Source organism: Streptacidiphilus monticola (assembly GCF_042658505.1).
Taxonomy (GTDB): domain Bacteria; phylum Actinomycetota; class Actinomycetes; order Streptomycetales; family Streptomycetaceae; genus Streptacidiphilus; species Streptacidiphilus monticola.
The window spans coordinates 1-24,779 of sequence record NZ_JBHSQJ010000062.1; the positions used below are offsets into that span (position 1 = coordinate 1).

At 73.0% G+C, this 24,779-nt stretch carries 23 protein-coding genes and 1 pseudogene; 16 read left to right on the forward strand and 8 right to left on the reverse strand.

Annotated features, from left to right (window positions below; all coding sequences use genetic code 11):
* Positions 1–50: 50 nt before the first annotated feature.
* Positions 51–1,154, reverse strand: coding sequence for a hypothetical protein (locus ACFP3V_RS15340; protein ID WP_380583614.1), 1,104 nt, complete (start codon positions 1,152–1,154; stop codon positions 51–53).
* A gap of 216 nt (positions 1,155–1,370) precedes the next feature.
* Here ACFP3V_RS15340 and ACFP3V_RS15345 point away from each other — a divergent pair, with 216 nt between their 5' ends.
* On the forward strand, positions 1,371–2,372 hold the full coding sequence (locus ACFP3V_RS15345) for a helix-turn-helix domain-containing protein (RefSeq protein ID WP_380583616.1): 1,002 nt from the start codon (positions 1,371–1,373) through the stop codon (positions 2,370–2,372).
* 30 nt (positions 2,373–2,402) lie between these two features.
* Entirely contained in the window at positions 2,403–2,852 is a 450-nt protein-coding gene (locus ACFP3V_RS15350) for a MarR family winged helix-turn-helix transcriptional regulator (protein WP_380583618.1), read from the forward strand.
* 167 nt (positions 2,853–3,019) lie between these two features.
* On the opposite strand, the gene ACFP3V_RS15355 is transcribed toward ACFP3V_RS15350, so the two are convergent.
* Positions 3,020–3,502, reverse strand: a complete 483-nt coding sequence (locus ACFP3V_RS15355; RefSeq protein WP_380583620.1) for a methylated-DNA--[protein]-cysteine S-methyltransferase — start codon at positions 3,500–3,502, stop codon at positions 3,020–3,022.
* Positions 3,502–4,962 (reverse strand): DNA-3-methyladenine glycosylase 2 family protein, encoded by a 1,461-nt coding sequence (locus ACFP3V_RS15360; RefSeq protein WP_380583671.1) that lies wholly within the window; start codon positions 4,960–4,962, stop codon positions 3,502–3,504. Before ACFP3V_RS15360 ends, ACFP3V_RS15355 begins: the two co-directional genes overlap by 1 nt.
* Before the next feature lie 179 nt (positions 4,963–5,141).
* Between ACFP3V_RS15360 and ACFP3V_RS15365 the strand changes: the two genes are divergently transcribed.
* Positions 5,142–5,621, forward strand: coding sequence for a rhodanese-like domain-containing protein (locus ACFP3V_RS15365; RefSeq protein ID WP_380583622.1), 480 nt, complete (start codon positions 5,142–5,144; stop codon positions 5,619–5,621).
* A gap of 82 nt (positions 5,622–5,703) precedes the next feature.
* Here ACFP3V_RS15365 and ACFP3V_RS15370 read toward each other — a convergent pair whose 3' ends face one another.
* The 4 genes from ACFP3V_RS15370 to ACFP3V_RS15385 all read right to left on the reverse strand — a co-directional run bounded on the left by ACFP3V_RS15370 (position 5,704) and on the right by ACFP3V_RS15385 (position 9,450).
* On the reverse strand, positions 5,704–6,420 hold the full coding sequence (locus ACFP3V_RS15370) for a DUF4230 domain-containing protein (RefSeq protein ID WP_380583624.1): 717 nt from the start codon (positions 6,418–6,420) through the stop codon (positions 5,704–5,706).
* Between the two features lie 124 nt (positions 6,421–6,544).
* Positions 6,545–7,531 carry a ribosome small subunit-dependent GTPase A gene (gene rsgA / locus ACFP3V_RS15375; protein ID WP_380583626.1) on the reverse strand — a complete coding sequence of 329 codons (987 nt, stop codon included), beginning with the start codon at positions 7,529–7,531 and terminating at the stop codon, positions 6,545–6,547.
* 213 nt (positions 7,532–7,744) lie between these two features.
* Entirely contained in the window at positions 7,745–8,242 is a 498-nt protein-coding gene (locus ACFP3V_RS15380; protein WP_380583628.1) for a GNAT family N-acetyltransferase, read from the reverse strand.
* A 5-nt stretch (positions 8,243–8,247) separates the two neighbouring features.
* Positions 8,248–9,450 carry a YihY/virulence factor BrkB family protein gene (locus ACFP3V_RS15385; protein WP_380583630.1) on the reverse strand — a complete coding sequence of 401 codons (1,203 nt, stop codon included), beginning with the start codon at positions 9,448–9,450 and terminating at the stop codon, positions 8,248–8,250.
* A gap of 751 nt (positions 9,451–10,201) precedes the next feature.
* On the opposite strand from ACFP3V_RS15385, the gene ACFP3V_RS15390 reads away from it, so the two are divergent.
* The 13 genes from ACFP3V_RS15390 (at position 10,202) to ACFP3V_RS15450 (ending at position 22,439) form a co-directional block, all read left to right on the forward strand.
* A complete protein-coding gene (locus ACFP3V_RS15390; protein ID WP_380583632.1) occupies positions 10,202–11,848 on the forward strand; it encodes an acyl-CoA dehydrogenase family protein in 1,647 nt (548 codons plus the stop codon).
* Positions 11,849–11,942: 94 nt separating this feature from the next.
* A complete protein-coding gene (locus ACFP3V_RS15395) occupies positions 11,943–12,026 on the forward strand; it encodes a putative leader peptide (protein WP_380583673.1) in 84 nt (27 codons plus the stop codon).
* A 154-nt stretch (positions 12,027–12,180) separates the two neighbouring features.
* On the forward strand, positions 12,181–13,869 hold the full coding sequence (locus ACFP3V_RS15400) for a nitrite/sulfite reductase (protein WP_380583634.1): 1,689 nt from the start codon (positions 12,181–12,183) through the stop codon (positions 13,867–13,869).
* Positions 13,870–13,954: 85 nt separating this feature from the next.
* Positions 13,955–14,143, forward strand: a complete 189-nt coding sequence (locus ACFP3V_RS15405) for a hypothetical protein (RefSeq protein WP_380583636.1) — start codon at positions 13,955–13,957, stop codon at positions 14,141–14,143.
* Positions 14,127–14,828 carry a phosphoadenylyl-sulfate reductase gene (locus ACFP3V_RS15410; protein WP_380583638.1) on the forward strand — a complete coding sequence of 234 codons (702 nt, stop codon included), beginning with the start codon at positions 14,127–14,129 and terminating at the stop codon, positions 14,826–14,828. The genes ACFP3V_RS15405 and ACFP3V_RS15410 overlap by 17 nt, the downstream gene beginning before the upstream one ends.
* A gap of 46 nt (positions 14,829–14,874) precedes the next feature.
* Positions 14,875–15,456, forward strand: a complete 582-nt coding sequence (cysC, locus tag ACFP3V_RS15415) for an adenylyl-sulfate kinase (protein WP_380583640.1) — start codon at positions 14,875–14,877, stop codon at positions 15,454–15,456.
* On the forward strand, positions 15,453–16,382 hold the full coding sequence (gene cysD / locus ACFP3V_RS15420; RefSeq protein ID WP_380583641.1) for a sulfate adenylyltransferase subunit CysD: 930 nt from the start codon (positions 15,453–15,455) through the stop codon (positions 16,380–16,382). The genes cysC and cysD overlap by 4 nt, the downstream gene beginning before the upstream one ends.
* Positions 16,383–17,660 carry a sulfate adenylyltransferase subunit 1 gene (locus tag ACFP3V_RS15425; RefSeq protein ID WP_380583643.1) on the forward strand — a complete coding sequence of 426 codons (1,278 nt, stop codon included), beginning with the start codon at positions 16,383–16,385 and terminating at the stop codon, positions 17,658–17,660.
* A 206-nt stretch (positions 17,661–17,866) separates the two neighbouring features.
* The gene (locus tag ACFP3V_RS15430) at positions 17,867–19,003 is read left to right on the forward strand and encodes an aliphatic sulfonate ABC transporter substrate-binding protein (protein ID WP_380583645.1); all 1,137 of its coding nucleotides are present in this window, start codon (positions 17,867–17,869) and stop codon (positions 19,001–19,003) included.
* A gap of 106 nt (positions 19,004–19,109) precedes the next feature.
* Positions 19,110–19,889 carry an ABC transporter ATP-binding protein gene (locus tag ACFP3V_RS15435; RefSeq protein ID WP_380583647.1) on the forward strand — a complete coding sequence of 260 codons (780 nt, stop codon included), beginning with the start codon at positions 19,110–19,112 and terminating at the stop codon, positions 19,887–19,889.
* Positions 19,876–20,796 carry an ABC transporter permease gene (locus tag ACFP3V_RS15440; protein ID WP_380583649.1) on the forward strand — a complete coding sequence of 307 codons (921 nt, stop codon included), beginning with the start codon at positions 19,876–19,878 and terminating at the stop codon, positions 20,794–20,796. Before ACFP3V_RS15435 ends, ACFP3V_RS15440 begins: the two co-directional genes overlap by 14 nt.
* Positions 20,793–21,542 (forward strand): sirohydrochlorin chelatase, encoded by a 750-nt coding sequence (locus ACFP3V_RS15445; protein WP_380583651.1) that lies wholly within the window; start codon positions 20,793–20,795, stop codon positions 21,540–21,542. Before ACFP3V_RS15440 ends, ACFP3V_RS15445 begins: the two co-directional genes overlap by 4 nt.
* Positions 21,543–21,824: 282 nt before the next feature.
* Complete coding sequence (locus tag ACFP3V_RS15450) at positions 21,825–22,439, forward strand: P-loop nucleotide/nucleoside kinase family protein (protein ID WP_380583653.1); 615 nt, start codon at positions 21,825–21,827, stop codon at positions 22,437–22,439.
* On the opposite strand, the pseudogene ACFP3V_RS15455 reads toward ACFP3V_RS15450, so the two are convergent.
* Positions 22,428–24,612, reverse strand: a pseudogene (locus tag ACFP3V_RS15455) (MMPL family transporter). The gene ACFP3V_RS15450 and the pseudogene ACFP3V_RS15455 sit on opposite strands and share 12 nt — an antisense overlap.
* Positions 24,613–24,779: the final 167 nt, after the last annotated feature.

The window sequence follows — 24,779 nt, forward strand, 5'->3', positions numbered from 1 at the left end:
CCCACGCGGCGGAGCCGCACGGTTCTCTGCAGCCTCGCGTCCCTACGGGGCTACGCCTGCCAGAGGGCGACGGCGGTGCGGTCGTCGGTGAAGCCCTGCGCGCGGGTCTGGAGCTGGCGCAGGAAGTCGGGCGCGTTCGGCGCATGCGGTTGCTGCCAGTGCTCCGCCAGCAGCGTGGCCACCGCCGACGCCCCCGCGAGGACCTCGGCCAACCCCGCCGTCGCCAGGACGAGGACGTCGCCGCGTTCCATCCGCACCGCCCGGAAGCGGAACGCGTCCGGATCGGGCGGCCCGTCAGCTGACAGGCGGCGTCCGGCATACGCGTCATACCAGAAGTCGTCGCCGAGCAGCAGCAGGCCGCCGGGCCCCGTGCCGAAGCCGGCGCGCACCGGGTTGTCGGGGTCGAGGGGCGCGAGCAGCGCGTGCAGCGTGCTGCCGCCGGGGAGGTCGCGGGCCGCGCGGGCGGTGAGGCGCTGCAGGCCGAAGCGGAGGCGTTCCTGCGCGCCTTCCCGCAGGTCGGCGAGGAGTTCCGCGCGGTTGCGGCCGACCGCGCCCGCCAGCAGGCGGGCGGCGTGCTCGGCCATCCGCGGTTCCGGACCGGCCGCGACCACCAGCGCCAGCAGGCCGTCCGCATCCGCGCCGAAGCGGGTGAGCAGCAGCCGGTCCCCGCGCGGGCGCCCGGCGGTGCGGGCCGCCTCGCCCCGGACCGAGGCGGCGCGGAGCACCAGCGCCCCGTGCCGGGCGGCGTCCACGACGGTGTCGGGGGCCGCGTGCCACAGCTCCTCGGGGTCGGTCTCGGGCAGGGGCGCGCCGTCCGGGTCGGGCGCGGACTCGACCAGCGTGGGCGGGCGTTCGGGCAGGCGCGGCTTGTCGAGCGAGATCCGTGGGGCGATCACCCGCGGGTCGGCGGCCGGCTGCTGGGGACGCTTCGGCTCGGGTTCGACGACCACGGTCGGCGTCCGCACGGCTGCCGGGGCGGACGTCCCGGCGGACGTCTCGGTGGCGGCCGAGGAGCCCGTGGCGATCGCGCCGAGCGCGGCCTCGAACCAGTCGTCCACCGTGCCCGAGCGCGGGTCCGCGTGCGGGGTGTCGGGGACGTCGCCGTCCGGTCCGGCGTAGACCGCGTCCCACCACGCGTCGTCGCCACCGCTCATCGTGCCGCCTCCTCGGAGCCGGGTGCCTGCGGGTCATTGTCCATGTCATCGGGCGGAATCCGGTGCGGATCCGGCGAATCGCAGCGCGTCTGGAGCACCTTCGGGTCAGTAGTCCGACAATTCGCCGCAGCGGTTGTCCGAAGGTTCGACTACCGTGCATGCTGCACATGCAGGCATGATGATCACCTGGCAGCCGACGGAGGAGGAGCCCGGGCCATGCTGCAGTTCGTCGGTCTCGACGCCACCGACGAGCAGATCTACCGGGCACTTGTTGACGTGGGCGCGGCAAGTGTGGGCCAGCTGACCGAGCGGCTGCACCTCCCCGAGGACGCAGTGCTGCGCTCGTTGACGTCGCTCCAGCGCCAGGGCCTGGCCGCCCCCTCCGCCACCGTCCCGGGGCAGTACCTGGCGGCGCCGCCGACCACCGCGCTCGGACCGCTGCTGACGCAGCGTCGGCACGAGCTGCGCCAGGCCGAGTTGGAGGTGGAGCTGCTCGCCCACGCCTACCGGCGCAACGGCACGGAGTACCCGGGGCACGAGCTGGTGGAGATCGTCACCGGCGTGGAGAACCTGGCCCGCCGCTTCGCGCAGGTCCAACTCGGCGCGCAGCACGAGCTGCTGGCCCTGGTCACCGAGGACCCCGTGGCCGTTCCGCCCGAGCAGAACGACGCCGAGCCGCTGGCGCTCTCCCGCGGCGTGGCCCACCGGGTGGTACTCACCCGGGCGAGCCTGGAGCGGCCGGGCGGCTTCAGCCGCCTGGCCACGGCGCTGCGCCAGGGCGAGCAGGTGCGGATCGCCGACGCGGTGCCGACCAAGCTCATCGTCGCGGACCGCAGCATCGCGATGGTCCCGCTCCAGCCCCTGGCCGACGTCGCGGCCCGCCCGGCGGAGTCGGGGGCCCTGCTGGTCCGCGCCCCGGGCCTGGTGGAGGCGCTCGTCGCGCTGTTCGAGCAGACCTGGCGGCAGTCCACGCCCGTCCACCTGGACGAGTTGACGGACCGTCCGGTGCCGGACGAGGCCGACCAGCCCGACAAGACCGACCTGCAGATCCTCTCCATGCTGCTGGTCGGCATGACCGACGCCAGCGTGGCCAAACAGCTGGACCTCGGCCTGCGCACCGTGCAGCGCCGGGTCAAGCGGCTGCTGGACCTGGCCGGCGTCACCACGCGGATGCAGCTGGGCTGGTACGCCTACGAACGCGGCTGGGTGGCCCGGTGAGCGCCGGACGGCAGGTCGTAGGCTGAGCACATGTCCGAACCGATCGACCCCGCCGAGGTCCGCCGCCTGACGGATGCGGTGACCCGCCTGCGTCGCGCCCTGCGCAGCAGCATCCGCACCGAGTACCCGTGGGAGTCGCTGCCCATGGCGCAGGTGGAGCTGCTGCAGACACTGGCCCTGGAGCCGCTGCGGGTCGGGGAGTTGGCGGCGCGTCAGCGGCTCGCGCCGAACACCGTGTCGGGCCTGGTCGGCAAGCTGCTGGAGTCCGGCTTCGTGGTCCGCCAGGCCGACCCCGGCGACCGCCGGACCGCGCGCATCGCGCTCACCGACGCGGGCGAGCGCCAACTGGCGGACTGGCAGCGGGCCCACGAGCGCCGCCTGGCCGCTGCGCTGGCGCGGCTAGCGCCCGAGGACAGCAAGGCGGTCCTGAACGCACTGGACGGCCTCGAACACCTCGCCGCGGCGTTGAACGAGGGCTGAGCCACCGCCAGGGGCGCGGGGCCGTGGACATGTGCGGCTCCGCCGCGTGGGCGCGACCAGCCCACCCCCAAGGAGGTTTCGACCCGCACGTGGGGCCGTGACCTCCACGAGTTGGTGGGCTGGTCGCGCCCCACGCGGCGGAGCCGCACGTGCCCAGCCCGCGCCCCTCAGTGGTTCTCGAGTTGCAGGAGGTACTGCTTGGCTTCGAGGCCGGCCGCGAAGCCGGTGAGCGCGCCGTTCTTGCCCAGGACGCGGTGGCACGGGCGGACGATCAGCAGCGGGTTCCTGCCGATCGCCGACGCCACCGCCCGTACCGCGGTGGGCGGCTGGCCGGCCGCGGCCGTGAGCTCGCCGTAGGTGACCGTCGCCCCGTACGGGATGTCGTCCAGGGCCTGCCACACCCGCTGCCGGAACTCCGTCCCCCTCGGCGCGAGTTCGAGGTCGAACTCCTTCAACTCGCCTGCGAAGTACGCCCGCAGCTGCGCCACCGCCGCCGCGAAGAGTTCCGGCGTCTCGGTCCAGTCCGCCTCGGGCTCGCCCGGCTGGCCCTTTGTATTGGGGGCCAGCACCGCCGTCAGGCGGCCGTCGCCGTCCGCGGTGAGCAGCAGCGTGCCCAGGGGCGAATCCGTCGTGGTCCAGTGAGTCGTCATCAGATGCTCCGTGGTGCGGGGGCGTTGTTCGCCCAGAGGTGGTGGACGGCGTAGGAGCGCCAGGGGCGCCAGCGTTCGGCGGCCTCCGGCGGCGCGCCGCAGGCGGCGAGGCCGTGGCGGACGCCGATGTCGGTGGGGAGGAAGACGTCCGGGTCCGCCAGCGCCCGCATGCGGATGTAGCCGACCGTCCACGGCCCGATGCCCGGCAGGGCCAGCAGTTCGGCTGCCGCCTGCTCGCGGTCCACGCCCGGGTCCAGCGTCACGGTGCCGTCGGCGAGAGCCGCGCACAGGCCGCGCAGGGCGCGTTGGCGGGCCGCGGGCATGGCCAGGTCGGCGGGGTCGGCGTCGGCGAGAGCGGCGGCGCTCGGGAACAGGGTGGTCAGTCCGCCGCTCGGCGCGGCCAGGGGCTTGCCGTAGCGGACGGCGAGCCGCGCGGCCAGCGTCCGTGCCGCCGCGACGCTGACCTGCTGGCCGAGCACGGCACGGACCGCCAGCTCGTGCGGGTCGACATGTCCCGGCGAACGCAGTCCGGGCCGCCTGCGGACCAGCGCGCCCAGGCCCTCGTCCGCGCCGAGCACCCGGGCGACGGCATCGGGGTCGGCGTCCAGGTCGAACAGCGCCCGGGTGCGCTGGACGGCGGTGGTCAGGTCCCGGAGCTCCGTCAGCTCCAGGCGGCAGTCCAACCAGCCCTTCGGAGCGGCGGGTTCGTCCACTTCGACGACGCCGGGACCGGTCGGCAGGGCGAGCGCCCGGCGGTAGGTCCGGCGGCCGTCGGCGCGGCGGACGACCTCCTCCACGCCGGGAACCGCACGCAGCTCCAGGAAGTCGAAGATCGGCCCGGCTTCGTACGGTTCGCGGTGCGCCAGCCGCAGCGGGACCGCCGCCGACGCGGCGGGCGCCCGGCGGTTGCGGCGCTCGCGCAGCTCGGTGGGCGTCTGCCCGTAGACCTCGCGCACGGTCTCGTTGAACTGGCGGATGCTGGAGAACCCGGCGGCGAAGGCGATCTCACTCGCCGTCAGCTCCGTGGTCTGCAGCAGGATCCGCGCGGTGTGGGCGCGTTGGGAGCGGGCCAGGGCCAGCGGTCCGGCGCCGAGTTCCGCGGTCAGTTCGCGGCCCAGGTGGCGCTCGCTGTAGCCGAGCCGGGCCGCCAGTCCGGCGACGCCCTCGCGGTCCACCACGCCGTCCGCGATCAGCCGCATGGCGCGGCCGACGAGGTCGGCCCGGACGTTCCACTCCGGCGAGCCCGGGGAGGCGTCGGGCCGGCAGCGGCGGCAGGCGCGGAAGCCGGCAGACTGCGCGGCGGCCGCGGTCGGGTAGAAGGTCACGTTCTGGCGCTTGGGCGTGAGCGCGGGGCAGCTGGGCCGACAGTAGATGCCGGTGGTCCGCACGGCGGTGTAGAACACCCCGTCGAGCCGGGCGTCCCGGCTGCTCACGGCCCGGTAGCAGGCCTCGTCGTCCATCTTCACGTGGTCCAGTCTGCGGCATCGCGACGGCAGCGGCTGGCGGGAATCGGACATGGCGGTCCACGCCAGGAGGTGGCGGGATCTTCACGTCGGGCGGCGTTCCCGCCACTCGTGGCACTCCTTGGCCTCGGCCAGGATGGACGCATCAGCCCGCAGCACGAGCAGGAGGCCCGACGATGACGACCCCGACCACGACCACCAGCGCGGTCCTGTCCACGCCCGCCGCCGAGCCGGCCGTCGCCGCCGCCCACTACGCCGCCCGGCTCGCCTTCGAGGCGGACGTCTCCGACGTACGGGCGGACCTGCAGGCGGGGGTGCCCGGGCTGGTCGTCGTCGACTCGCGCAGCGAGGCCGCCTGGGCCCAGGGGCACATCCCCGGCGCCGTCCACCTGCCGACCGCCCGGATCGCGGAACTGGCGGCCGAGCTGGTCCCGGCCGGGGCCACCGTGGTCACCTACTGCTGGGGGCCGGGCTGCAACGGCGCCACCCGGGCCGCGCTGGCGTTCGCACGCCTGGGCTACCCGGTCAAGGAGATGATCGGCGGCTTCGAGTACTGGGTCCGGGAGGGCTTCCCCTTCGACACCGCCCAGGGGACGGAGCAGCGCCCGGTGGACGAGCTGACCGCTCCGCGCGGCGGGATCGCCTGCGCCTGCTGAACCGGCGCCTGCCGGCCGCGGGGGCCGGCAGGCGGGGCCGGAGGTCGGGGCCGGGGGCCGGGCGTCGGCTGCTTGCCGTCGGCTACTTGTAGCTGACGGTCACCGTGTCGAAGCCCAGTGAGCGGAGCAGCCCCTGGAGCATCGCGCGCGTGTTGACCTCGGCGCGGGCGGTCAGGCCGCTCGACCTGGCCGCCGTCTGGATCTTCTGCTGGGCCAGCACGTTCAGCTGCTGCTGATCGTTCGGGTTCCCGGAGAAGAAGTCGCCGATGCGGTCGAACAGCCCGCGTTGCTGGGCGAAGACGTAGCTGCGCTTGGGGTCCAGCGCCGCCGACGCCAACTGCGCGTGCGGGAGCGTGATCTGGGCGCTCCTGCGGTCCCCCGAGACGGTCACGCCCGCCTTGCCGAGGTCGACGTAGGCGTCCACGGACCCGGCCGCGACGTAGAGCGTGCGCGAGCCGAGCAGCGCCGAGGGCAGGAACTTGGCCTCGTGGTCGAGGTCGACCACGATCTGGAAGTTGCCGGCCGCGGCGTCGTAGCGGCTCATGTCCTGGATGGACTGGAGGACCGCGGGCTGGCTGCGGTCGACCGTCGTGGTGGCGAAGGGGTTGGGCAGGCCGGGCAGCCAGTCCAGCTTGGCCGCGGCCAGGAACAGCGCCGCGATCACCGCGAAGGTGATCGGGATGCTGAGGTACCACGGCACCCGGCGCGGCTGCTTCACGACCGTCACCCGGGGCTCCGTCGCAGCCGGGTCCGGCTCCTGCTCGTCAGTCCCGGTCACGCGGGGGCGCAGGGACTTCATGGGGTCACCACTCCTTGGCCTGGGGGCGCCGTCCGTCGACGCCCTCGAACCATCTCCTACCCGCGCCAAGGGAGTTCAGCGCCCCGCTGGGCCACAGGCGGGTAACAGGACGTCAACAGCGGGGCTACCAGCGGCCTTCCAACCGCAGCACCGCCTTGCGGGTCTGCTCGCGGTCGCGGTGCTCCGCCCGCGCGGCGGCCCGCGCGTTCTCGCGGCCCAGCTTGCGGTAGCTTTCCAGACGGCGCACCGGCAGCAGCCCGTCGTCCACGGCCGCGAGCACCGCGCAGCCGGGCTCGGCGGTGTGCCGGCAGTCTGCGAAGCGGCACTCGGCGGCCAGCGTCTCGATCTCGGCGAAGACCCGGTGCAGGCCGGCGGCCTGGTCGTGCAGGCCGACGCCGCGCAGGCCGGGGGTGTCGATGAGGACGCCGCCGCCCGGTAGCGGCAGCAGCTCGCGGGTGGTCGTGGTGTGCCGGCCCTTGCCGTCGGCGCCGATGGCGCGGACGACCATGGCCTGACGTCCCGTCAACATGTTGACCAGGGTGGACTTTCCGGCCCCTGACTGGCCCAGCAGCACGCTGGTGCCGCCGCGCACCCGCTCGCGCAGCGCGTCGAGCCCGGTGCCCCGCTCGGCGCTGACGGCGAGCACGGGGACCTCGGGCGCGACCCGGGTGACGTCGCCCTGGATGTACTCGGCGTCGGGGGCGGCGTCGGCCTTCGTGAGCACGACGACGGGCGCCGCGCCGGACTCCCAGGCCAGGGCGAGGAAACGCTCGACGCGGGCCAGGTCGGGCTCGACGGCGAGGGACACGGCGATCAGCACGGTGTCGACATTGGCCGCGAGCAGCTGCGCCTCGGCCCGGCGCGAGGCGGACGAGCGCTGCAGCAGGGTGCGTCGGGGCGCGATCTGCCGTACGTAGGGGCCGTGTTCGGCGGTAGCGAGGGCGACCCAGTCGCCGGTGACGACGGGCTGCGCGGGATCGGTGGCCGCGGAGAGCAGGCCGTCGGGGGTGACCGCCTCGCAGCGGCCGCGGTCGACGCGGACCACGCGGCCGGGGACCGGGGTCAGCAGGTCGGAGAGGTCAGGAGTCCAGCCGTAGGCGGACAGCAGCATCGGTGAGGTCCTTCGGGAGGAGGGGCGTGGAGGGTCGTGCGGGCGCGATCCGCGCGCCGGGCCTTGGCAGGCAGCTGCATGTCCTCACCTCCTCCTCTCGCTCACCGGAACGGTTCCGGGACGTCGACGCTAGCTCGCGGGCGTCCGCGTGCGCCAAGGGTTTTCGCCGCGAAGCCCCGGCCCTTACGGACTGGGGAGGGCAGGGCGGGGCGCTCAGTCCACGACCGGGCTGCGGCGTTCGATCAGGACGACGTCGCGCCAGACGCCGCGCAGGCGGCCGACGCGCTCGCGGACGCCGATCTCGCGGAAGCCCAGGCGGCGGTGGAGGGCGAGGCTCGCGGCGTTCTCGGGGAAGACACCGGACTGGATCGTCCAGATCCCCGCGGCCTCGGTGGACGCGATCAGCCGCTCCAGCAGCGCTCGCGCCACGCCCCTGCCGCGCGCGTCGGGGTGCACGTACACCGAGTGCTCGACCACGCCCGCGTAGGCGGCACGGGCCGAGACCCGGGAGACGGCGGTCCAGCCGAGCACCCGGCCGTCCGCCACGGCGACGAACCGGTGCCCCGGCAGCTTCGCCGCGTCGAACTCGGCCCAACTGGGGGGCTCCGTCTCGAAGGTGGCCTCTCCCTCGGCGATGCCGAGGGCGTAGACCGCGAGAACCGCGGTGGCGTCCTCGGGGCGCATCGGCCGGATCGTCGGCCGGATCTGCATGGCCGTCACTTCCTTCCGCGCCGGCCTGGCCGGCCGCCCTGGCCGCCGGGCCAGTGGTCGTCGAAGGGCGAGGGGTAGGGGCGACGGCGACGGCGCCCGCCCTGCAGGCGGCCGCGGAGGTTGCCCGGAGAGAGGAAGTCCGCCCAGCGCTCGGGGTACTCGGCCGGGGCGTCCGGTTCCGCCGACGGGTCGTCAGGCGGCGGATACGCCGCGCGGTTGCGCACCGCGGCCCGCCGGGCGTCGGCGCGGCGGATGACCTCGAGGGCGGCTTCCTCCTTGGCCCGCTCGTTCTCGGCACGGGCCTGCGCGGTCTCCCGGGTGGGCCACATCCGGTCGATGGCCGCGTTGAGCGCGGCCCCGATCAGGACCGCGAGCGCGGTCAGCCCGATCCACAGCAGGACGGCGACGGGCGCGGCCAGGGAGCTGTAGACGGTGGGGCCCTCGACGGAGTGCACCAGGTAGAGGCGGAGGAAGACGCTGCAGATGCCGAAGACCAGCAGCGCGGCGACGGCTCCGGGCAGGTCCTCCTTCCACGCGGTCCGCACCGGGACGGCCACGTGGTAGAGCGTGGTCATGAAGACCACGGACAGCAGGATCGCCCCGGGCCAGTAGAGCGCGTGCACCACGCCCTCGGCCGCGGGGAACCATTCGACCAGCGTGTCCGGCCCGGCCAGCAGCAGCGGCAGGACGACCGTGCCCACGATCAGGGCGACGACGTAGAGCCCGAGGGAGAGCAGCCGCGTCTTGACGATGCCGCGCTGGTCCTCCAGCCCGTACATGATCGTCACGGTGTCCACGAAGACGTAGAGCGCGCGGGAGCCGGACCAGAGCGCGAGCAGGAACCCGATGGAGATCAAGTCGGGCCGTCCCCCGCTGAAGACGCTGCGCAGCAGCGGCTGCACGGTCTGCTGCACGGAGTCCGGGGTGAGGACGGTGCCGGCCGCGTTGAGGATGTCGTCCTCAAGCTTGTGGATCACGCCTTCGGAGAGGTAGCCGAGCGTTCCGGCGAGGCAGAGCAGCAGCGGCGGCACGGACATCAACGTGAAGAACGCCACCTCGGCGGCGAGACCGGTGACCCGGTACTCGACGCAGGTGTTGGTGGTGTCCTTGACCAGCTGCCAGGCGATCGAGCGGTACGACTCCCCCTTCCGCCGCGACGCGCGCGCTCGGTGTCGGGCCTTCGGTGGAGTATCGCCAGCAGGTTGCACCCTCCGAGATTATCGGTCCCCGCGCCCCCGTAGGGCCTGCGCAGCCCGCCCCCGCCCCCGCCCCCTCAGGGGCGCGGGGAACTGCGCGACCGGCCCACCGCTCACGGGGGTCCGACCCGTCGCCGAGGACGAACCTCCACGAGCGGTGGGCCCGTCACACGCCGTTCCGCCCCGCCTCCGGCGGAAAGTGCCCGCCCCGGGGAAGCCACCACCCGGGGTGGCCCCTCCGCCTCGCCGGGCCGGACCTCCCTCAGAGGCGGGCCGCTCGCGCAGTTCCTCGCGCCCCCCGCGGAGCGGGCGCGGGCCCGTCATGTTCCGCCCCGCCTCCGGCGGAAAGTGCCCGCCCCGGGGAAGCCACCACCCGGGGTGGCCCCTCCGCCTCGCCGGGCCGGACCTCCCTCAGAGGCGGGCCGCTCGCGCAGTTCCTCGCGCCCCCGCGGGGGCCGGCCCTTGCGCGATTCCTCGCGCCCCCCGCGGAGCGGGCGCGGGCCCGTCATGTTCCGCCCCGCCTCCGGCGGAAAGTGCCCGCCCCGGGGAAGCCACCACCCGGGGTGGCCCCTCCGCCTCGCCGGGCCAGACCTCCCTCAGAGGCGGGCCGCTCGCGCAGTTCCTCGCGCCCCCCGCGGGGGCCGGCCCTTGCGCGATTCCTCGCGCCCCCCGCGGAGCGGGCGTTGCGCGGCTCGTCGCGCCCCCCGCGGGGTCGGCCGTTGCGCGGTTCCTCAGGTCCCCAGATGGGGGCTACCGTGCAGGCATGAGCTTCGACTCCGTCGCGCCACGGGCCACCCACACGGTCGTCAACCAGCCCCCGCCGCTGGTCGGTTACGACGTCTTCGGCGCGGATGCCGCCCTCCGCGAGGGCGTGGGGCGGTGGGTCGGGCCCGCGCAGCGGGCCGAGGTGGAGGGCGAACTGACCGCCCTCGGCCTCGCCGCCGGCTCCGCCGGCTGGCAGCGGCTCGGCGAGCTGGCCAACACCAACCCGCCGGTGCTGCGCACCCACGACCGTTACGGCAACCGCATCGACGAGGTCGAGTTCCACCCGGCCTGGCACCAGCTGATGGACAAGGCCGTCTCCTCCGGTCTCACCGGGGACGCGTGGACCCGGCCCTCCGGGCACGTCCGCCGCGCCGCCGGCTTCTACGTCTGGTCGCAGGTGGAGTTCGGGCACGGCTGCCCGGTCTCGATGACCCACGCCGCCGTCCCGGCCCTGCTCACCGACCCGCAGCTCGCCTCCGAGTGGGTGCCGAGGCTGACGTCGCGTCAGTACCAGGAGGGCCTGGAGCCCCCGGCCCAGAAGGCCGGCTGCATCGCGGGCATGGGGATGACGGAGAAGCAGGGCGGCTCCGACGTCCGCGCGAACACCACCCGCGCCGTCCCGCTCGACGCCGCCGGGGAGTACCTGCTCACCGGGCACAAGTGGTTCTGCTCCGCGCCGATGTCGGACGTCTTCCTGGTGCTCGCCCAGGCACCCGGCGGGATCAGCTGCTTCGTCGTACCCCGGGTGCTGCCGGACGGGCGCCGCAACCCGTTCCAACTGCAGCGGCTCAAGGACAAGTTGGGCAACAAGTCGAACGCCTCCTCCGAGGTCGAGTTCGACGGCACCTGGGCCCGGCGGCTCGGCGAGGAGGGCCGGGGCGTCCGCGTGATCATCGAGATGGTGGCCGCCACCCGCATGGACTGCGTCCTGGGCTCCGCCGCACTGATGCGCCAGGCCGTCGCCCAGGCCACCCACCACGCCGCCCACCGCAGCGCCTTCGGTGGTCCGCTGCTCGACAAGCCGCTGATGCGCAACGTCCTCGCGGACCTCGCGCTGGAGTCGGAGGCCGCCACGACCACCGCGCTGCGTCTCGCCGCCGCCTTCGACTCGGCCGATCCCCAGGAGGCGGACTTCCGCCGACTGGCGGTCGCGGTGTCCAAATACTGGATCACCAAGCGCTGCTCGGCGGTCGCCGCCGAGGCGCTGGAGTGCCTGGGCGGCAACGGCTACGTCGAGGAGTCGGGCATGCCCCGACTGTTCCGCGAGTCGCCGCTCAACTCCGTCTGGGAGGGGTCCGGCAACGTCAACGCGCTGGACGTGCTGCGGGCGCTGCGCAGCGAGGCCCAGACGGCCGCCTTCACGGCGGAGTTGACCCTGGCTCAGGGGGCCGACCGCCACTACGACCAGGCGCTGCACGAACTCAAGGAGCAGCTCGCCGTCGTCGACGAGGGCGACGCCCGACGCGTGGTGGAGCGGCTGGCGCTGCTGCTGCAGGCCGGTCTGCTGCTGCGCTTCGCGCCGTCCCACGTGTCGGACGCCTTCTGCGCGTCCCGCCTCGGCGGCGACTGGGGCCGGGCCTTCGGCACGCTGCGCAGCAGCCAGGAGCTGGCCGCGGTGGTGGACCGGGCGCGGCCGCGGCTGTGACCCCGATCACCGGGAATCCCACATAGCGAGTCACGACTGTCCATCATGTGGATGGAGGTGGACGGCAGAAAGATCGGCATGCGACGCTTCTGCCATGTCTGGTGCCGGAACTGCCTTGGTGGGTCGACTTCACGTCGACCTCTGCCGCATGTCCAGCGCCATCTGTCCGGCCCGCTGACCACCCCCCGACGCGAACGTTCGACCAACGACGCGCACGGGCTTCCGGCCGGAGTCATCACCCCGCAGATCCTGCGAAGACGCAGGTCGGCGATGTAACTCCGCGGCCGAGGACAGCCCGACAGGCCCCGCCCACCTGCCGAAGGACCGCTCCCATGGCTGCCTCCCCCACCCCCGCCTCTCCGAAGCGCAAGGCCACCCGCCATCGCGGCGAAGGCCAGTGGGCCGTCGGCCACTTCACCCCGCTCAACGCCAACGAGCAGTTCAAGAAGGACGACGACGGTCTCAATGTGCGGACACGCATTGAGACGATCTACGCCCATCGCGGCTTCGACTCCATCGACCCGACCGACCTGCGCGGCCGGATGCGCTGGTGGGGTCTGTACACCCAGCGCCGCCAGGGCATCGACGGTGGCAAGACCGCGATCCTGGAACCGCACGAGCTGGACGACGAGTTCTTCATGCTCCGGGTCCGCATCGACGGCGGACGGCTGACGGTCGCCCAGCTGAAGGCGATCGGCGAGGTCTCCCAGGAGTACGCCCGCGGCACGGCCGACCTGACGGACCGCCAGAACGTCCAGTTCCACTGGATCCGCATCGAGGACATGCCGGCGATCTGGCAGAAGCTGGAATCCGTGGGCCTGTCCACCACCGAGGCCTGCGGCGACACCCCGCGCACCATGCTCGGCTCGCCCGTCGCCGGCATCGCGGCCGACGAGATCGTGGACGGCACCCCGGCGCTGGAGGAGATCCACCGCCGCGTCATCGGCAACAAGGAGTTCTCCAACCTGCCGCGCAAGTTCAAGACGGCGATCTCCGGTTCCCCGCTGCTGGACGTGGCCCACGAGATCAACGACGTCGCCTTCGTCGGCGTGGTCCACCCCGAGCACGGCCCCGGCTTCGACGTGTGGGTCGGCGGCGGACTGTCCACCAACCCGCGGCTGGGCGTGCGCCTGGGCGCCTGGGTTCCGGTGGAGGAGGTGGCCGACGTCCACGTCGGCATCGTGTCGATCTTCCGTGACTACGGCTACCGCCGCCTGCGCAACCGGGCCCGGCTGAAGTTCCTGGTCGCGGACTGGGGCGCGGAGAAGTTCCGCCAGGTGCTGGAGGACGAGTACCTGCACCGCAGGCTGATCGACGGCCCCGCCCCGGCCGAGCCGGTGGAGCGCTGGCGCGACCACGTCGGCGTGCACCGGCAGAAGGACGGCAACTTCTACGTCGGCTTCGCCCCGCGCGTGGGCCGGGTGGACGGCGCGACCCTGGCGAAGATCGCCGACCTGGCCGCCGCCCACGGCTCGGACCGGCTGCGTACCACGGCCGAGCAGAAGATGATCGTGCTGGATGTGACGGAGGACCAGGTCGAGTCGCTGGTGGCCGGGTTGGAGGCGCTGGATCTGCGGGTCACGCCGTCCCCGTTCCGTCGCGGCACGATGGCCTGCACCGGCATCGAGTTCTGCAAGCTCGCCATCGTCGAGACCAAAGAGCGCGGCCGCACGCTGATCGACGAACTCGAGGCCCGGCTGCCGGAGTTCGACGAGCCGCTGACCATCAACATCAACGGCTGCCCGAACGCCTGCGCCCGGATCCAGGTCGCGGACATCGGCCTCAAGGGCCAGCTGGTCCTGGACGAGAACGGCGAGCAGGTCGAGGGCTTCCAGGTGCACCTGGGCGGCGCACTGGGCCTGGAGGCCGGCTTCGGCCGCAAGGTCCGCGGCCTCAAGGTCACCAGCGACGGCCTCGCCGACTACGTCGAGCGCGTCCTGCGCCGCTACCTCGCCGAGCGCGAGGAGGGCGAGCGCTTCGCGCAGTGGACGCAGCGCGCGAGCGAGGAGGCGCTGTCGTGAGCGAGGTCCGCGAGGCAACGGTCCCGGCCATGCGTACGAGCCCCCGCTCCCGCCGAGCGGGGCGGGCGAACCAGGAGGCCGCGCGATGAGCGAGCGAGCCGCGCCGTTCTACTGCCCGTACTGCGGGGACGAGGACCTGCGCCCCAGCGAGACCGGCGGACACGGGAGTTGGGAGTGCGTCTCCTGCCGCCGCGCCTTCGCCCTGAAGTTCCTCGGACTGCTGTCACCGACCGCCTCGCCCACAGGGGGAGCCACCCATGAGCACGACGACTGACGAGCTGGAGCAGCTCGCGCTCCAGGCCGGGCGCGACCTGGAGGAGGCGAGCGCCCAGGAGATCATGGCCTGGGCCGCCGAGACCTTCGGCAAGCGCTTCTGCGTCACCTCCTCCATGGAGGACGCCGTCGTCGCCCACCTCGCCTCGGTCGCGCTGCCCGGCGTGGACGTCGTCTTCCTGGACACGGGCTACCACTTCCCGGAGACCATCGGCACCCGCGACGCCGTCGCGGCGACCATGCCGGTCAACGTCATCACGGTGACGCCGCGTCAGACCGTGGCCGAGCAGGACGCCGAGTACGGGCCCCGGCTGCACGACCGCGACCCGGACCTGTGCTGCGCGCTGCGCAAGGTCGAGCCGCTGAACCGGGGCCTGGCGGGCTACGACGCCTGGGCCACCGGCCTGCGCCGCGACGAGTCGCCCACCCGGGCGAACACGCCGGTCGTCTCCTTCGACCCGAAGCGGGGCAAGGTCAAGATCGCCCCGATCGCCCGCTGGACCCAGGACGACGTGGACGCCTACGTCGCCGAGCACGGCATCCTGCTCAACCCGCTCCTGTTCGACGGCTACCCGTCGATCGGCTGCTCGCCGGAGTCCTGCACCCGGCGCGTCGCCGAGGGCGAGGACCCGCGCTCGGGCCGCTGGGCGAACGCCGGCAAGACCGAGTGCGGCATCCACCTCTGACCGACCGCTGACCACCCGTCACCTCCCCACCCTGGAGCAGACCTTCATGACCACGACCGCTGACGCCCCGGCCTCCACGGCGGCCGCCGTGCAGCAGTGCGGCGCCACCGTGTGGCTGACCGGCCTGCCCAGCGCCGGGAAGACCACCATCGCCACCGCGCTGGCCGAGCGGCTGCGCGCCGAGGGCCACCGGGTGGAGATCCTCGACGGGGACGAGATCCGCGAGTTCCTCTCCCGGGGCCTCGGCTTCACCCGCGAGGACCGCGACACCAACATCCAGCGCATCGGCTTCGTCGCCGAGTTGCTGGCCTCCAACGGCGTCAAGGTGCTCGCCCCGGTGATCGCCCCCTACGCCGACTCCCGCGCCGCGGTCGCCGCCCGCCACGCCGCCAAGGGAACCGCCTACCTGGAGGTCCACGTGGCCACTCCGGTCGAGGTCTGCTCGGTCCGCGACGTCAAGGGCCTGTACGCGAAGCAGGCGGCCGGTGAGCTCAAGGGGCTGACCGGGGTCGACGACCCGTACGAGGCCCCGGAGAGCCCGGACCTGCGCATCGAGACGCACGAGCAGACGGTCGCCGAGTCGGCCGCAGCCCTGCACGCCCTGCTCACCGAGAGGGGACTGGCATGACCGTCACCACCACCGCGACCACTGCGGCCACCCGCACCCTGAGCCACCTCGACGCCCTCGAGGCCGAGTCGGTGCACATCTTCCGCGAGGTCGCGGGCGAGTTCGAGAACCCGGTGATCCTCTTCTCCGGCGGCAAGGACTCGATCGTCATGCTGCACCTGGCGCTCAAGGCCTTCTGGCCCGCGCCGGTCCCCTTCGCGCTGCTGCACGTGGACACCGGGCACAACTTCCCCGAGGTCATCGAGTACCGCGACCGGACCGTGGCGCGGCACGGGCTGCGCCTGCACGTCGCCTCCGTGCAGGAGTTCATCGACAGCGGCCGGCTGCGCGAGCGCCCCGACGGCACCCGCAACCCGCTGCAGACCGTGCCGCTGCTGGACGCCATCGAGACCAACCGCTTCGACGCGGTCTTCGGCGGCGGCCGCCGCGACGAGGAGAAGGCCCGCGCCAAGGAGCGTGTCTTCTCGCTGCGCGACGAGTTCGGCGCCTGGGACCCGCGCCGCCAGCGCCCGGAGCTGTGGTCGCTCTACAACGGCCGGCACGCCCCGGGCGAGCACGTGCGCGTGTTCCCGCTGTCCAACTGGACCGAGCTGGACGTGTGGCAGTACATCGCCCGCGAGCAGATCGAGCTGCCGCAGATCTACTACGCGCACGAGCGCGAGGTGTTCCAGCGCAACGGCATGTGGCTGACCGCCGGCGCGTGGGGCGGTCCCAGGGACGGCGAGACGGTCGAGCGCCGCCTGGTCCGCTACCGCACGGTGGGCGACATGTCCTGCACCGGCGCCGTGGACTCGGACGCCGCCACCGTCGAGGCCGTCATCGCCGAGGTGGCCGCGTCCCGGCTGACCGAGCGGGGCGCCACCCGCGCGGACGACAAGCTCTCCGAGGCCGCGATGGAAGACCGCAAGCGCGAGGGATACTTCTAAATGAGCACCACCGAACTGACCGACCAGGCCACCTCGCTGCTGCGCTTCGCCACCGCGGGCTCCGTCGACGACGGCAAGTCAACTCTGGTGGGACGACTGCTCCATGACAGCAAGTCGGTCCTGGCCGACCAGCTGGAGGCGGTCGAGCACGCCTCCCGCCGTCGCGGGCAGGAGGCCCCGGACCTCGCGCTGCTGACCGACGGCCTGCGCGCCGAGCGCGAGCAGGGCATCACCATCGACGTCGCCTACCGCTACTTCGCCACCCCCAAGCGGCGGTTCATCCTCGCGGACACCCCGGGGCACGTGCAGTACACCCGGAACATGGTCACCGGCGCCTCCACCGCCGAGCTGGCCGTGGTCCTGGTGGACGCCCGCAACGGCGTCGTCGAGCAGACCCGCCGGCACGCGGCCGTGGCCGCGCTGCTGCGCGTCCCGCACGTGGTGCTCGCCGTGAACAAGATGGACCTGGTGGACTACGCCGAGCCCGTCTTCGCCGCCATCGCCGAGGAGTTCGGCGCCTACGCCGCCTCGCTGGGCGTCCCGGACGTCACCGCCATCCCGATCAGCGCGCTGGCGGGGGACAACGTCGTCGAGGCCTCCGCCACCATGGACTGGTACGGCGGCCCGACGCTCCTGGAGCACCTGGAGACGGTGCCGGTGGGCACCGACCCGGAGGCCGAGCAGGCCCGCTTCCCGGTGCAGTGCGTGATCCGCCCGCAGAACGAGGAGCACCGCGACTACCGCGGCTACGCCGGGCAGTTGGCCTCCGGCGTGCTGCGCGTGGGCGACCCGGTGACCGTGCTGCCGTCGGGGCGCACCTCCACCGTCTCCGGGATCGACGTACTGGGCCAGGAGGCCGAACTGGCCTACGCCCCGCAGTCGGTGACGGTCCGCCTGGCCGACGACATCGACGTCTCGCGCGGCGACCTGATCGCGGGCGGCACCGCCCCCGAGGCCACCCAGGACGTCTCCGCCACGGTCGCGCACCTCAACGAGCGCCCGCTGCGCGTCGGCGACCGGGTGCTGCTCAAGCACACCACCCGGACCGTGCGGGCGATCGTCAAGGACATCCCCTACGCGATCGACATCGACACACTCGAGCAGGTCCCCGGTCCGGGCAGCCTGGAGGTCAACGCCATCGGCCACGTCGTGCTGCGCACGGCCGAGCCGCTGGCGCTGGACGACTACCGCGTCAACCGCCACACCGGATCGTTCCTGCTGATCGACCAGGCGGACGGCACCACCCTCACGGCCGGCATGGCCGGAGAGGCTTTCTGACCCCATGAAGGAGTCACTCAGGATGAGCAGCGAGGCCTTCTCGCTCATGGCGAAGGAAGGCGGGCGCGTCGGCAGCGGCACGCTCGGCTCCGGCCAGGGCGGCGTCGCGCGATGTGGGTACTGACGGCCGCCGCGCCTTGGCGAACCGTCAGTACCCCGACGCCCACGACCGAGACCTTTCTGCCCGTCCTGAGGAGTTCCCTGCCATGTCGCACATCCCCAGCCGTTTCCAGCCCACCAGACGCGCCGCGCTGGCCGCCGTCTCCGGCATAGCCGCGCTCGGTCTGCTCACCGCCTGCGGGTACGGGTCGAAGTCGACCAGCACCTCGGCCGCCGCGCCGGCCGGCTCGGCCGCGGCGAGCGGCTCGACCGCCGCGCTGTCCGCGTCCACGGTGCGGATCGGCTACTTCGCCAACCTGACCCACGCCACGCCGCTGATCGGCGTCCAGGACGGCCTCTTCGCCAAGGCACTGGGCAGCACGAAGATCCAGACCCAGATCTTCAACGCCGGCCCGAGCGAGATCGAGGCGCTCAACTCCGGTGCCATCGACATCGGCTGGATCGGCCCCTCGCCCGCGATCAACGGCTACGTCAAGTCCAAGGGCGCCGCCCTGAAGATCATCTCCGGTGCCACCTCCGGCGGCGCCGAGCTGGTGGTCAACCCCGCGAAGATCAAGTCGGTCGCCGACCTCAAGGGCAAGAAGATCGCCACCCCGCAGCTGGGCAACACCCAGGACGTGGCGCTGCTCAACTTCCTCGCCGGCAAGGGCTACAAGGTCGACGCCAAGACCGGCGCGGGCGACGTCTCGGTCGTCCGCACCGACAACTCGCTGACCCCGACCGCCTACTCGGCCGGCCAGATCGACGGCGCCTGGGTGCCCGAGCCGACCGCCTCCAAGCTGGTCGCCGAGGGCGCGAAGGTGCTGGTCGACGAGAAGTCGCTGTGGCCGGACGGCAAGTTCGTCACCACCAACGTCATCGTCTCCCAGTCCTTCCTCAAGGCCCACCCGGACGTCGTCAAGGCGGTGCTGACCGCCTCGGTCGACACCAACGCCTGGATCGCCGCCAACCCGGACCAGGCCAAGAAGGACGCCAACGCGGCCCTGCTCGCACTGACCAAGAAGGCCCTCAAGGACAAGGTGCTCGACACCGCCTGGTCCGAACTGGCCGTCACCAACGACCCGCTGGCGTCCACCCTCAAGGAGGAGGCGCAGCACTCGGTCACCGCCGGGTTCATCAGCCAGCCCGACCTGTCCGGCATCTACGACCTCACCCTGCTGAACGAGGTCCTGGCGGCCAAGGGCCAGCCGAAGGTGTCGGCCGCAGGCCTCGGCACCGAGTAACCCCGCCCGACCGACCGTCCCGACTCCGGCGGTCGCCCGGGGCCGCGTCGATGGCCAATCATCACGGACCCGGGCGGCCCCCGGCACACCCCTCCAGGAGGTGAGCATGACCGCCCCGGTTCTCGCACAGCAGACCGACGTCGCCGCCGTCACGCTCGACCACGTCTCCAAGTCCTTCGGTGCGCCCGGCGCGGCGAACCTGGTGCTGGACGACATCAGCCTGAACGTCGCCCCGGGCGAGTTCGTGTGCCTGCTCGGCGCGTCGGGCTGCGGCAAGTCCACCCTGCTCAACCTGGTCGCCGGCCTCGACCGCCCGACGGCGGGCACGATCGAGGTCCCCGGCGGCCGGGCCGCCCTGATGTTCCAGGAGCACGCCCTCTTCCCGTGGCTGACGGCCGGTCAGAACGTCGAGCTGGCGCTGCGGCTGCGCGGCGTGCCGCGCGGCGAGCGCCGCGCCGAGGCGCAGCGCCTGCTGGAGCTGGTCCGCCTCGGCGGCGCGCACGGCAAGCGCGTGCACGAGTTGTCCGGCGGCATGCGCCAGCGCGTGGCCATGGCGCGGGCGCTGGCCCAGGACGCCTCCGTGCTGCTGATGGACGAGCCGTTCGCGGCCCTCGACGCGATCACCCGCGACGTGCTCCACGAGGAGCTGACGCGGATCTGGGAACAGACCGGCATCAGCGTCCTGTTCGTCACCCACAACGTGCGTGAGGCCGTCCGCCTCGCGCAGCGGGTCGTGCTGCTCTCCTCCCGGCCCGGTCGGATCGCCCAGGAGTGGTCGATCGACCTGCCGCAGCCGCGCCGCATCGAGTCGTCGGGGGTCGCCGACCTCGCCGTCGAGATCACCGACAAGCTCCGAGGGGAGATCCGCCGCCATGTCCAGCACTGACACCCAGCCGGCCGCCGTCGACCAGCGACCGGCCGGCGAGCGGCCGGTCGACGACGTCGCCGACCTCGGGGCGGGCCTCGACGCGCTCGAGACCCAGACCGCCGCCCGCACCCCGCTGCGGCAGATCCTCACCGGCAAGGTCCTGCCGCCGGTGATCGCGATCGTGCTCGTGCTCGCGGTGTGGGAGATCGCCTACCTGTCCCACATCAAGCGTCCCGACCTGCTGCCCAGCCCGCTGGACGTATGGCGTAGCCTGCACCAGCAGTGGCTCGAGGGCACCATCCTCAGCGTCATCTGGACCTCGCTCTCGCGCGGCGTGCTGGGCTTCCTGGCCTCCGTCGTCATCGGCACCCCGATCGGCCTGCTGGTCGCCCGGGTCAAGCCGGTGCGCGCGGCGATCGGGCCGATCCTGTCCGGTCTGCAGTCCATCCCGTCGGTGGCCTGGGTCCCGGCGTCGATCATCTGGTTCGGCCTCAGCAACGCGACCATCTACGCGGTCGTGCTGCTGGGCGCCGTCCCGTCCGTCGCCAACGGCCTGGTCGCCGGCGTGGACCAGATCCAGCCGCTCTACCTGCGCGCGGGCCGGACGCTGGGCGCGCGGGGCTGGACCGCCATCCGCCACGTGCTCATCCCGGCGGCGCTGCCCGGCTACCTGGCCGGGCTCAAGCAGGGCTGGGCGTTCTCCTGGCGTTCGCTGATGGCGGCCGAACTCATCGCCCAGTCCCCCTCCTTGGGCCTGGGCCTGGGCCAGTCCCTGGAGAACGCCCGCGAGGTCCAGGACATGCCCGGGGTGCTGGCGACGATCATCCTCATCCTGCTCGTCGGCATCGGCATCGAACTGCTGGTCTTCGCCCCGCTCGAGCGCCGGGTGCTGCGCTCGCGCGGTCTGCTGGTGGCCCGGCGGTGACCCCGGTGCGGCTGCTCCTCCTGGCCCATGGCTCCCGCGACCCGCGCCACGCGGCGACGGTGACCGAACTGGTCGCCCGCGTGCGCGGGTTGCGGCCCGGCCTGGAGGTGGACGCCGCCTATCTCGACCACTGCGCCCCGCGCATCCCGCGGGCGCTGGCCGTCTCCGACGCCCCCGTGGTCGCCGTGCCGCTGCTGCTGGCACGGGCCTTCCACGCCACCTCCGACATCCCCGGCGTGCTGCGCGACGCCTCGGCCCGACTGCCCCGGCTGACCATCCGTCAGGCGGACGTGCTGGGCCCGTCCCCGCTGCTCCTGGACGCCCTGGACCGGCGCCTGGCCGAGGCGGGCGTCCGTCCGTCCCCCGACACCGGCATCGTCCTCGCCGCGGCGGGTTCCTCCGACGCGAGGGCCAACGCGGTCACGCGTGCGGTCGCCGCCGCGTACGCGCGCACCCGCGGCTGGGGCGGCGTCGAGGTCGCCCACGCCTCCGCGGCCCCGCCGCGCGTCGCGGACGCGGTCGCCGCGCTGCGCGCCCGCGGCATCGCCGCCCACCGCATCGCCGTGGCCCCCTACCTGCTCGCCCCGGGCCTGCTCCCGGACCGCATCACGACCCAGGCCCACGCCGCAGGCGTCCTGACGGTCGCTCAGCCCCTCGGCCCCGCCCCGGAACTGGCCCGCCTGGTCCTGCACCGCTTCGACGCCACCCTTGCGGACACGACCACCCCCCTCCCCCTGACAGCCTGACCCGGCTGCACAGCGCGCCCTGCGCGCGCCAGACAGCCCTGCCGGTGGGACGTCCCTGCCCCCGGCCCACACCGGGGACGTACCGACGGTCGCTCAACTTCTCGACGCGCCTGTGGGCACGAGCTCGGGCGGTGCCCGGAGGTCCGGGCGCGGGGCTTCGCGGTGATGGCACCTCCGCCGCCGGGGGCCGGGACGGGCTTGCACGACAGGGGCTTGCCACCGCCGGCACGGGGCCGCGTCCGCCGGACCCCGCATTAGGCTTCCGCGCTGCCGCCGCTCACCGTGCTCGTCAACGGGCTTCCCGCGGCCGGGAAGACCACGCTGGCCCGGTCCCTGGCAAGGGAGCTGGGCCTTCCTCTGTTCAGCAAGGACGCGGTCAAGGAGACCCTGGCCGACACGCTTGCACCGCTCCGGCCCGCCGACGCCACCGATCGCCGGTGGAGCTCCTACCTGGGCAGGGCCAGCGGCGAACTGCTCTGGACCCTGCTCGCGGAGGCCCGAGGCTCGGCCGTCCTCGAGTCCCCCTGGTACACGACGATGCGGCCCCTGGTCCGGGCGGGCATGGCCCGCGCGGGGGTCGATCCGGCGGACACCGTCGAGGTGTGGTGCGAGGTGCCGACGGCCCTGGCCCGTGAACGCTTCCTGGCGCGCGTGCCGGAACGTCACCCGGTGCACCCGGAGCGGCCGGGCGGTTTCGAAGGCGAATGGAGCGTGCGGGCGGAGACGGCCCGCCCGCTGGACCTCGGGGGCGAGGTCGTCGTCGTGGACACGATCCGGCCGGTCGACGTAGGCGCCCTGGCCGAACACGTAGGCGGGGCCCCCTCCGAGGGAGCCCCGCCCGTTCGTGCGCAACGGCGCCGGTCGACGCCGTCAGCCGTCGCGGCGTCAGCGACGTGACACGTCGTCAAGGTCGATGACGTCGGCGTCCTTGTCCAGGCCCGCGCCGCCCGAGGCGATCACGCGGGACCCGCCGTCGCCGGCCTTGCGGTCGGCGTGGCCGGGCCACCAGGCCGCGTGGCCGATGAGGGCCGTGAGCGACGGGGTGAAGAACATCGCCATCACGAAGGCGGCGATCACGATGCCGAAGCTGATCGAGAAGCCCATCTCCGAGAAGATCGTGTTCCCCGCCAGCAGCATGCTCGCGAAGGTGCCCGCCAGGATCGCGCCCGCCGCGGCCACCGTCGGACCGGCGTGGCGCAGGGCCTCGGCGGGCGNCCGCCTCCCGGGGGCTGCGGCCCTCGCGGGCCTCCTCACGGAGGCGGGAGATCATCAGGATGTTGTAGTCGGTGCCGATGGCGACCACGAACAGGTAGATGAACACCGGCAGCATGAAGATCAGTCCGGCCTGGTGCACCATGTGCTGGAAGATCAGCACGGTGGCGCCGAGGGTCGCGGCGAAGCCGAGGCCGACCGAGGCCATCAGGTACCAGGGGGCCACGACCGAGCGCAGCATCAGGCCGAGGATCAGCATGATCAGCAGGCCGGCGATCGGGAAGACCACCGAGTAGTCGTGGTTGATGGCCTTGTTGATGTCCTTGTAGACCGCCGTCAGACCGCCCACCAGGGACTTGGTCCCGCTCGGGGTGTCGGCGTGGGCGACGTTGCGGATGTCGCCGACGACCGCGATGGCCTTCTCGCTCTGCGGGTCGTACTTGAGGATCACCGCGATGTCGGCGGTCTTCCCGTCCTTGCTGAACTTGGCCGGGGTGACCGAGGCGACGCCGTCGACGCCCTTGAGCTTCTGCTCCAGGCCGGAGACCGCGGCCGGGTCCAGCGCGCTGCCGGAGGTGACGTAGACGTCGGTCGGCGAGGCCGCGCCGGCGCTGAAGGCCTTGGTCAGGGTGTCCTGGACGACCATCGACTCCTTCGTCTTCGGCATGGAGCCGGAGGCGAAGTCGAAGCTGGCCTTGTAGGTGGTGGCCACCAGCGCCAGGGCGACCATGAGCAGACCTGAGACGGCGGCGACCAGGGCCGGCTTGCGCTGAACCGTGCGGCCGACGGCCGCGAAGCGGGTGCCCTCCGGCTCGATCTTCCACTTCTTCGAGGGCCAGAACAGGGCGCGCGGCGGGATCAGCGAGAACACCGCCGGGACCAGGGTCAGGCCCGCGATCAGGGTGACGAACACGGAGATGGCGAGGGCGGGGCCCATCTGCTTGAGGAAGGAGACCGAGGAGAGGCTCAGGGCCAGGAAGGCGATGATGACCGCACCGGCCGCGGAGGCGATGGCCTCGCCGACGCGCCCCACCGCGTGGATCATCGCTTCCTTGTGGTCCTCGCCCCGCCGCAGCCGCTCCCGGTAACGGAACATCAGGAACAGGATGTAGTCCGTGCCGACGCCGAAGAGCACCACGGTGAGGATGCCGGAGACGGAGTCGTTGGACGACAGGTTCAGCAGCTTGGTGATGTCCGCGATCAGGCCGTTGGCCGCGGCGCCGGCGATGCCGATGAGGATCAGCGGCAGGAAGGCCATCAGCGGGGCGCGGAAGATCAGCAGCATCGCCACGACGATGATGACGAAGGTGCCAACGCCGATCGCGGCGCTGCCGCGCTTGGACGCGTCCGACTGGTCCAGCGCCTGCGCCGCCGAACCGCCGAGCTTGGCGTCCAGGTGGCTCGCGGAGGCGAGCTGCTTGACGTCCTCACGCAGCACCTTGGCGGCGTCGGACTGCTTGGGCTGGCCCGCCGACTTCTGGTCCATCTTCACCAGCGCGAGGCCGTACTTGCCGTCGCTGGAGAAGGGGCCGGTGATGACCGCCTGGACCTGGTCGATGCCCTTGGCGCCGAGATCCTGGTTGATCCGGGTGATGGCGGCCTTGTCCGCGGGCGTCAGCGCCTGGCCGTCGGTGCGCTGGTAGAGCACCTCGGCCGAGGGCGTGAAGGCCGCCGGGAACGCCTTCTGCTGGAGTTCCATCGCCTGGATGGACTCGTAGCTCTTGGGCAGGAAGCTGCTCTCGTCACTGTTCGAGTTCAGCGTCGGCGCACTGACCGCGATGGCGACCGCGGCGACGAGCCAGGCCACGATCGTCCAGACAGGGTGGCGTACCACGACCCGTCCGATGCGATGAAACATGGGTGAATGCCCCTCCCAGGCACGGACCACCGCCACCGCGGGTGAGGACGCGGGCAGGGATGATCGGTCCGGCGAGCCGAGATCGAAGGCTAGCCGGGCGGCAAGTAAGTTCACGGCATCCTAAGAAGGACACTTGCCGGGCGGCAAGTCACTTAGGCTGCGCGTGA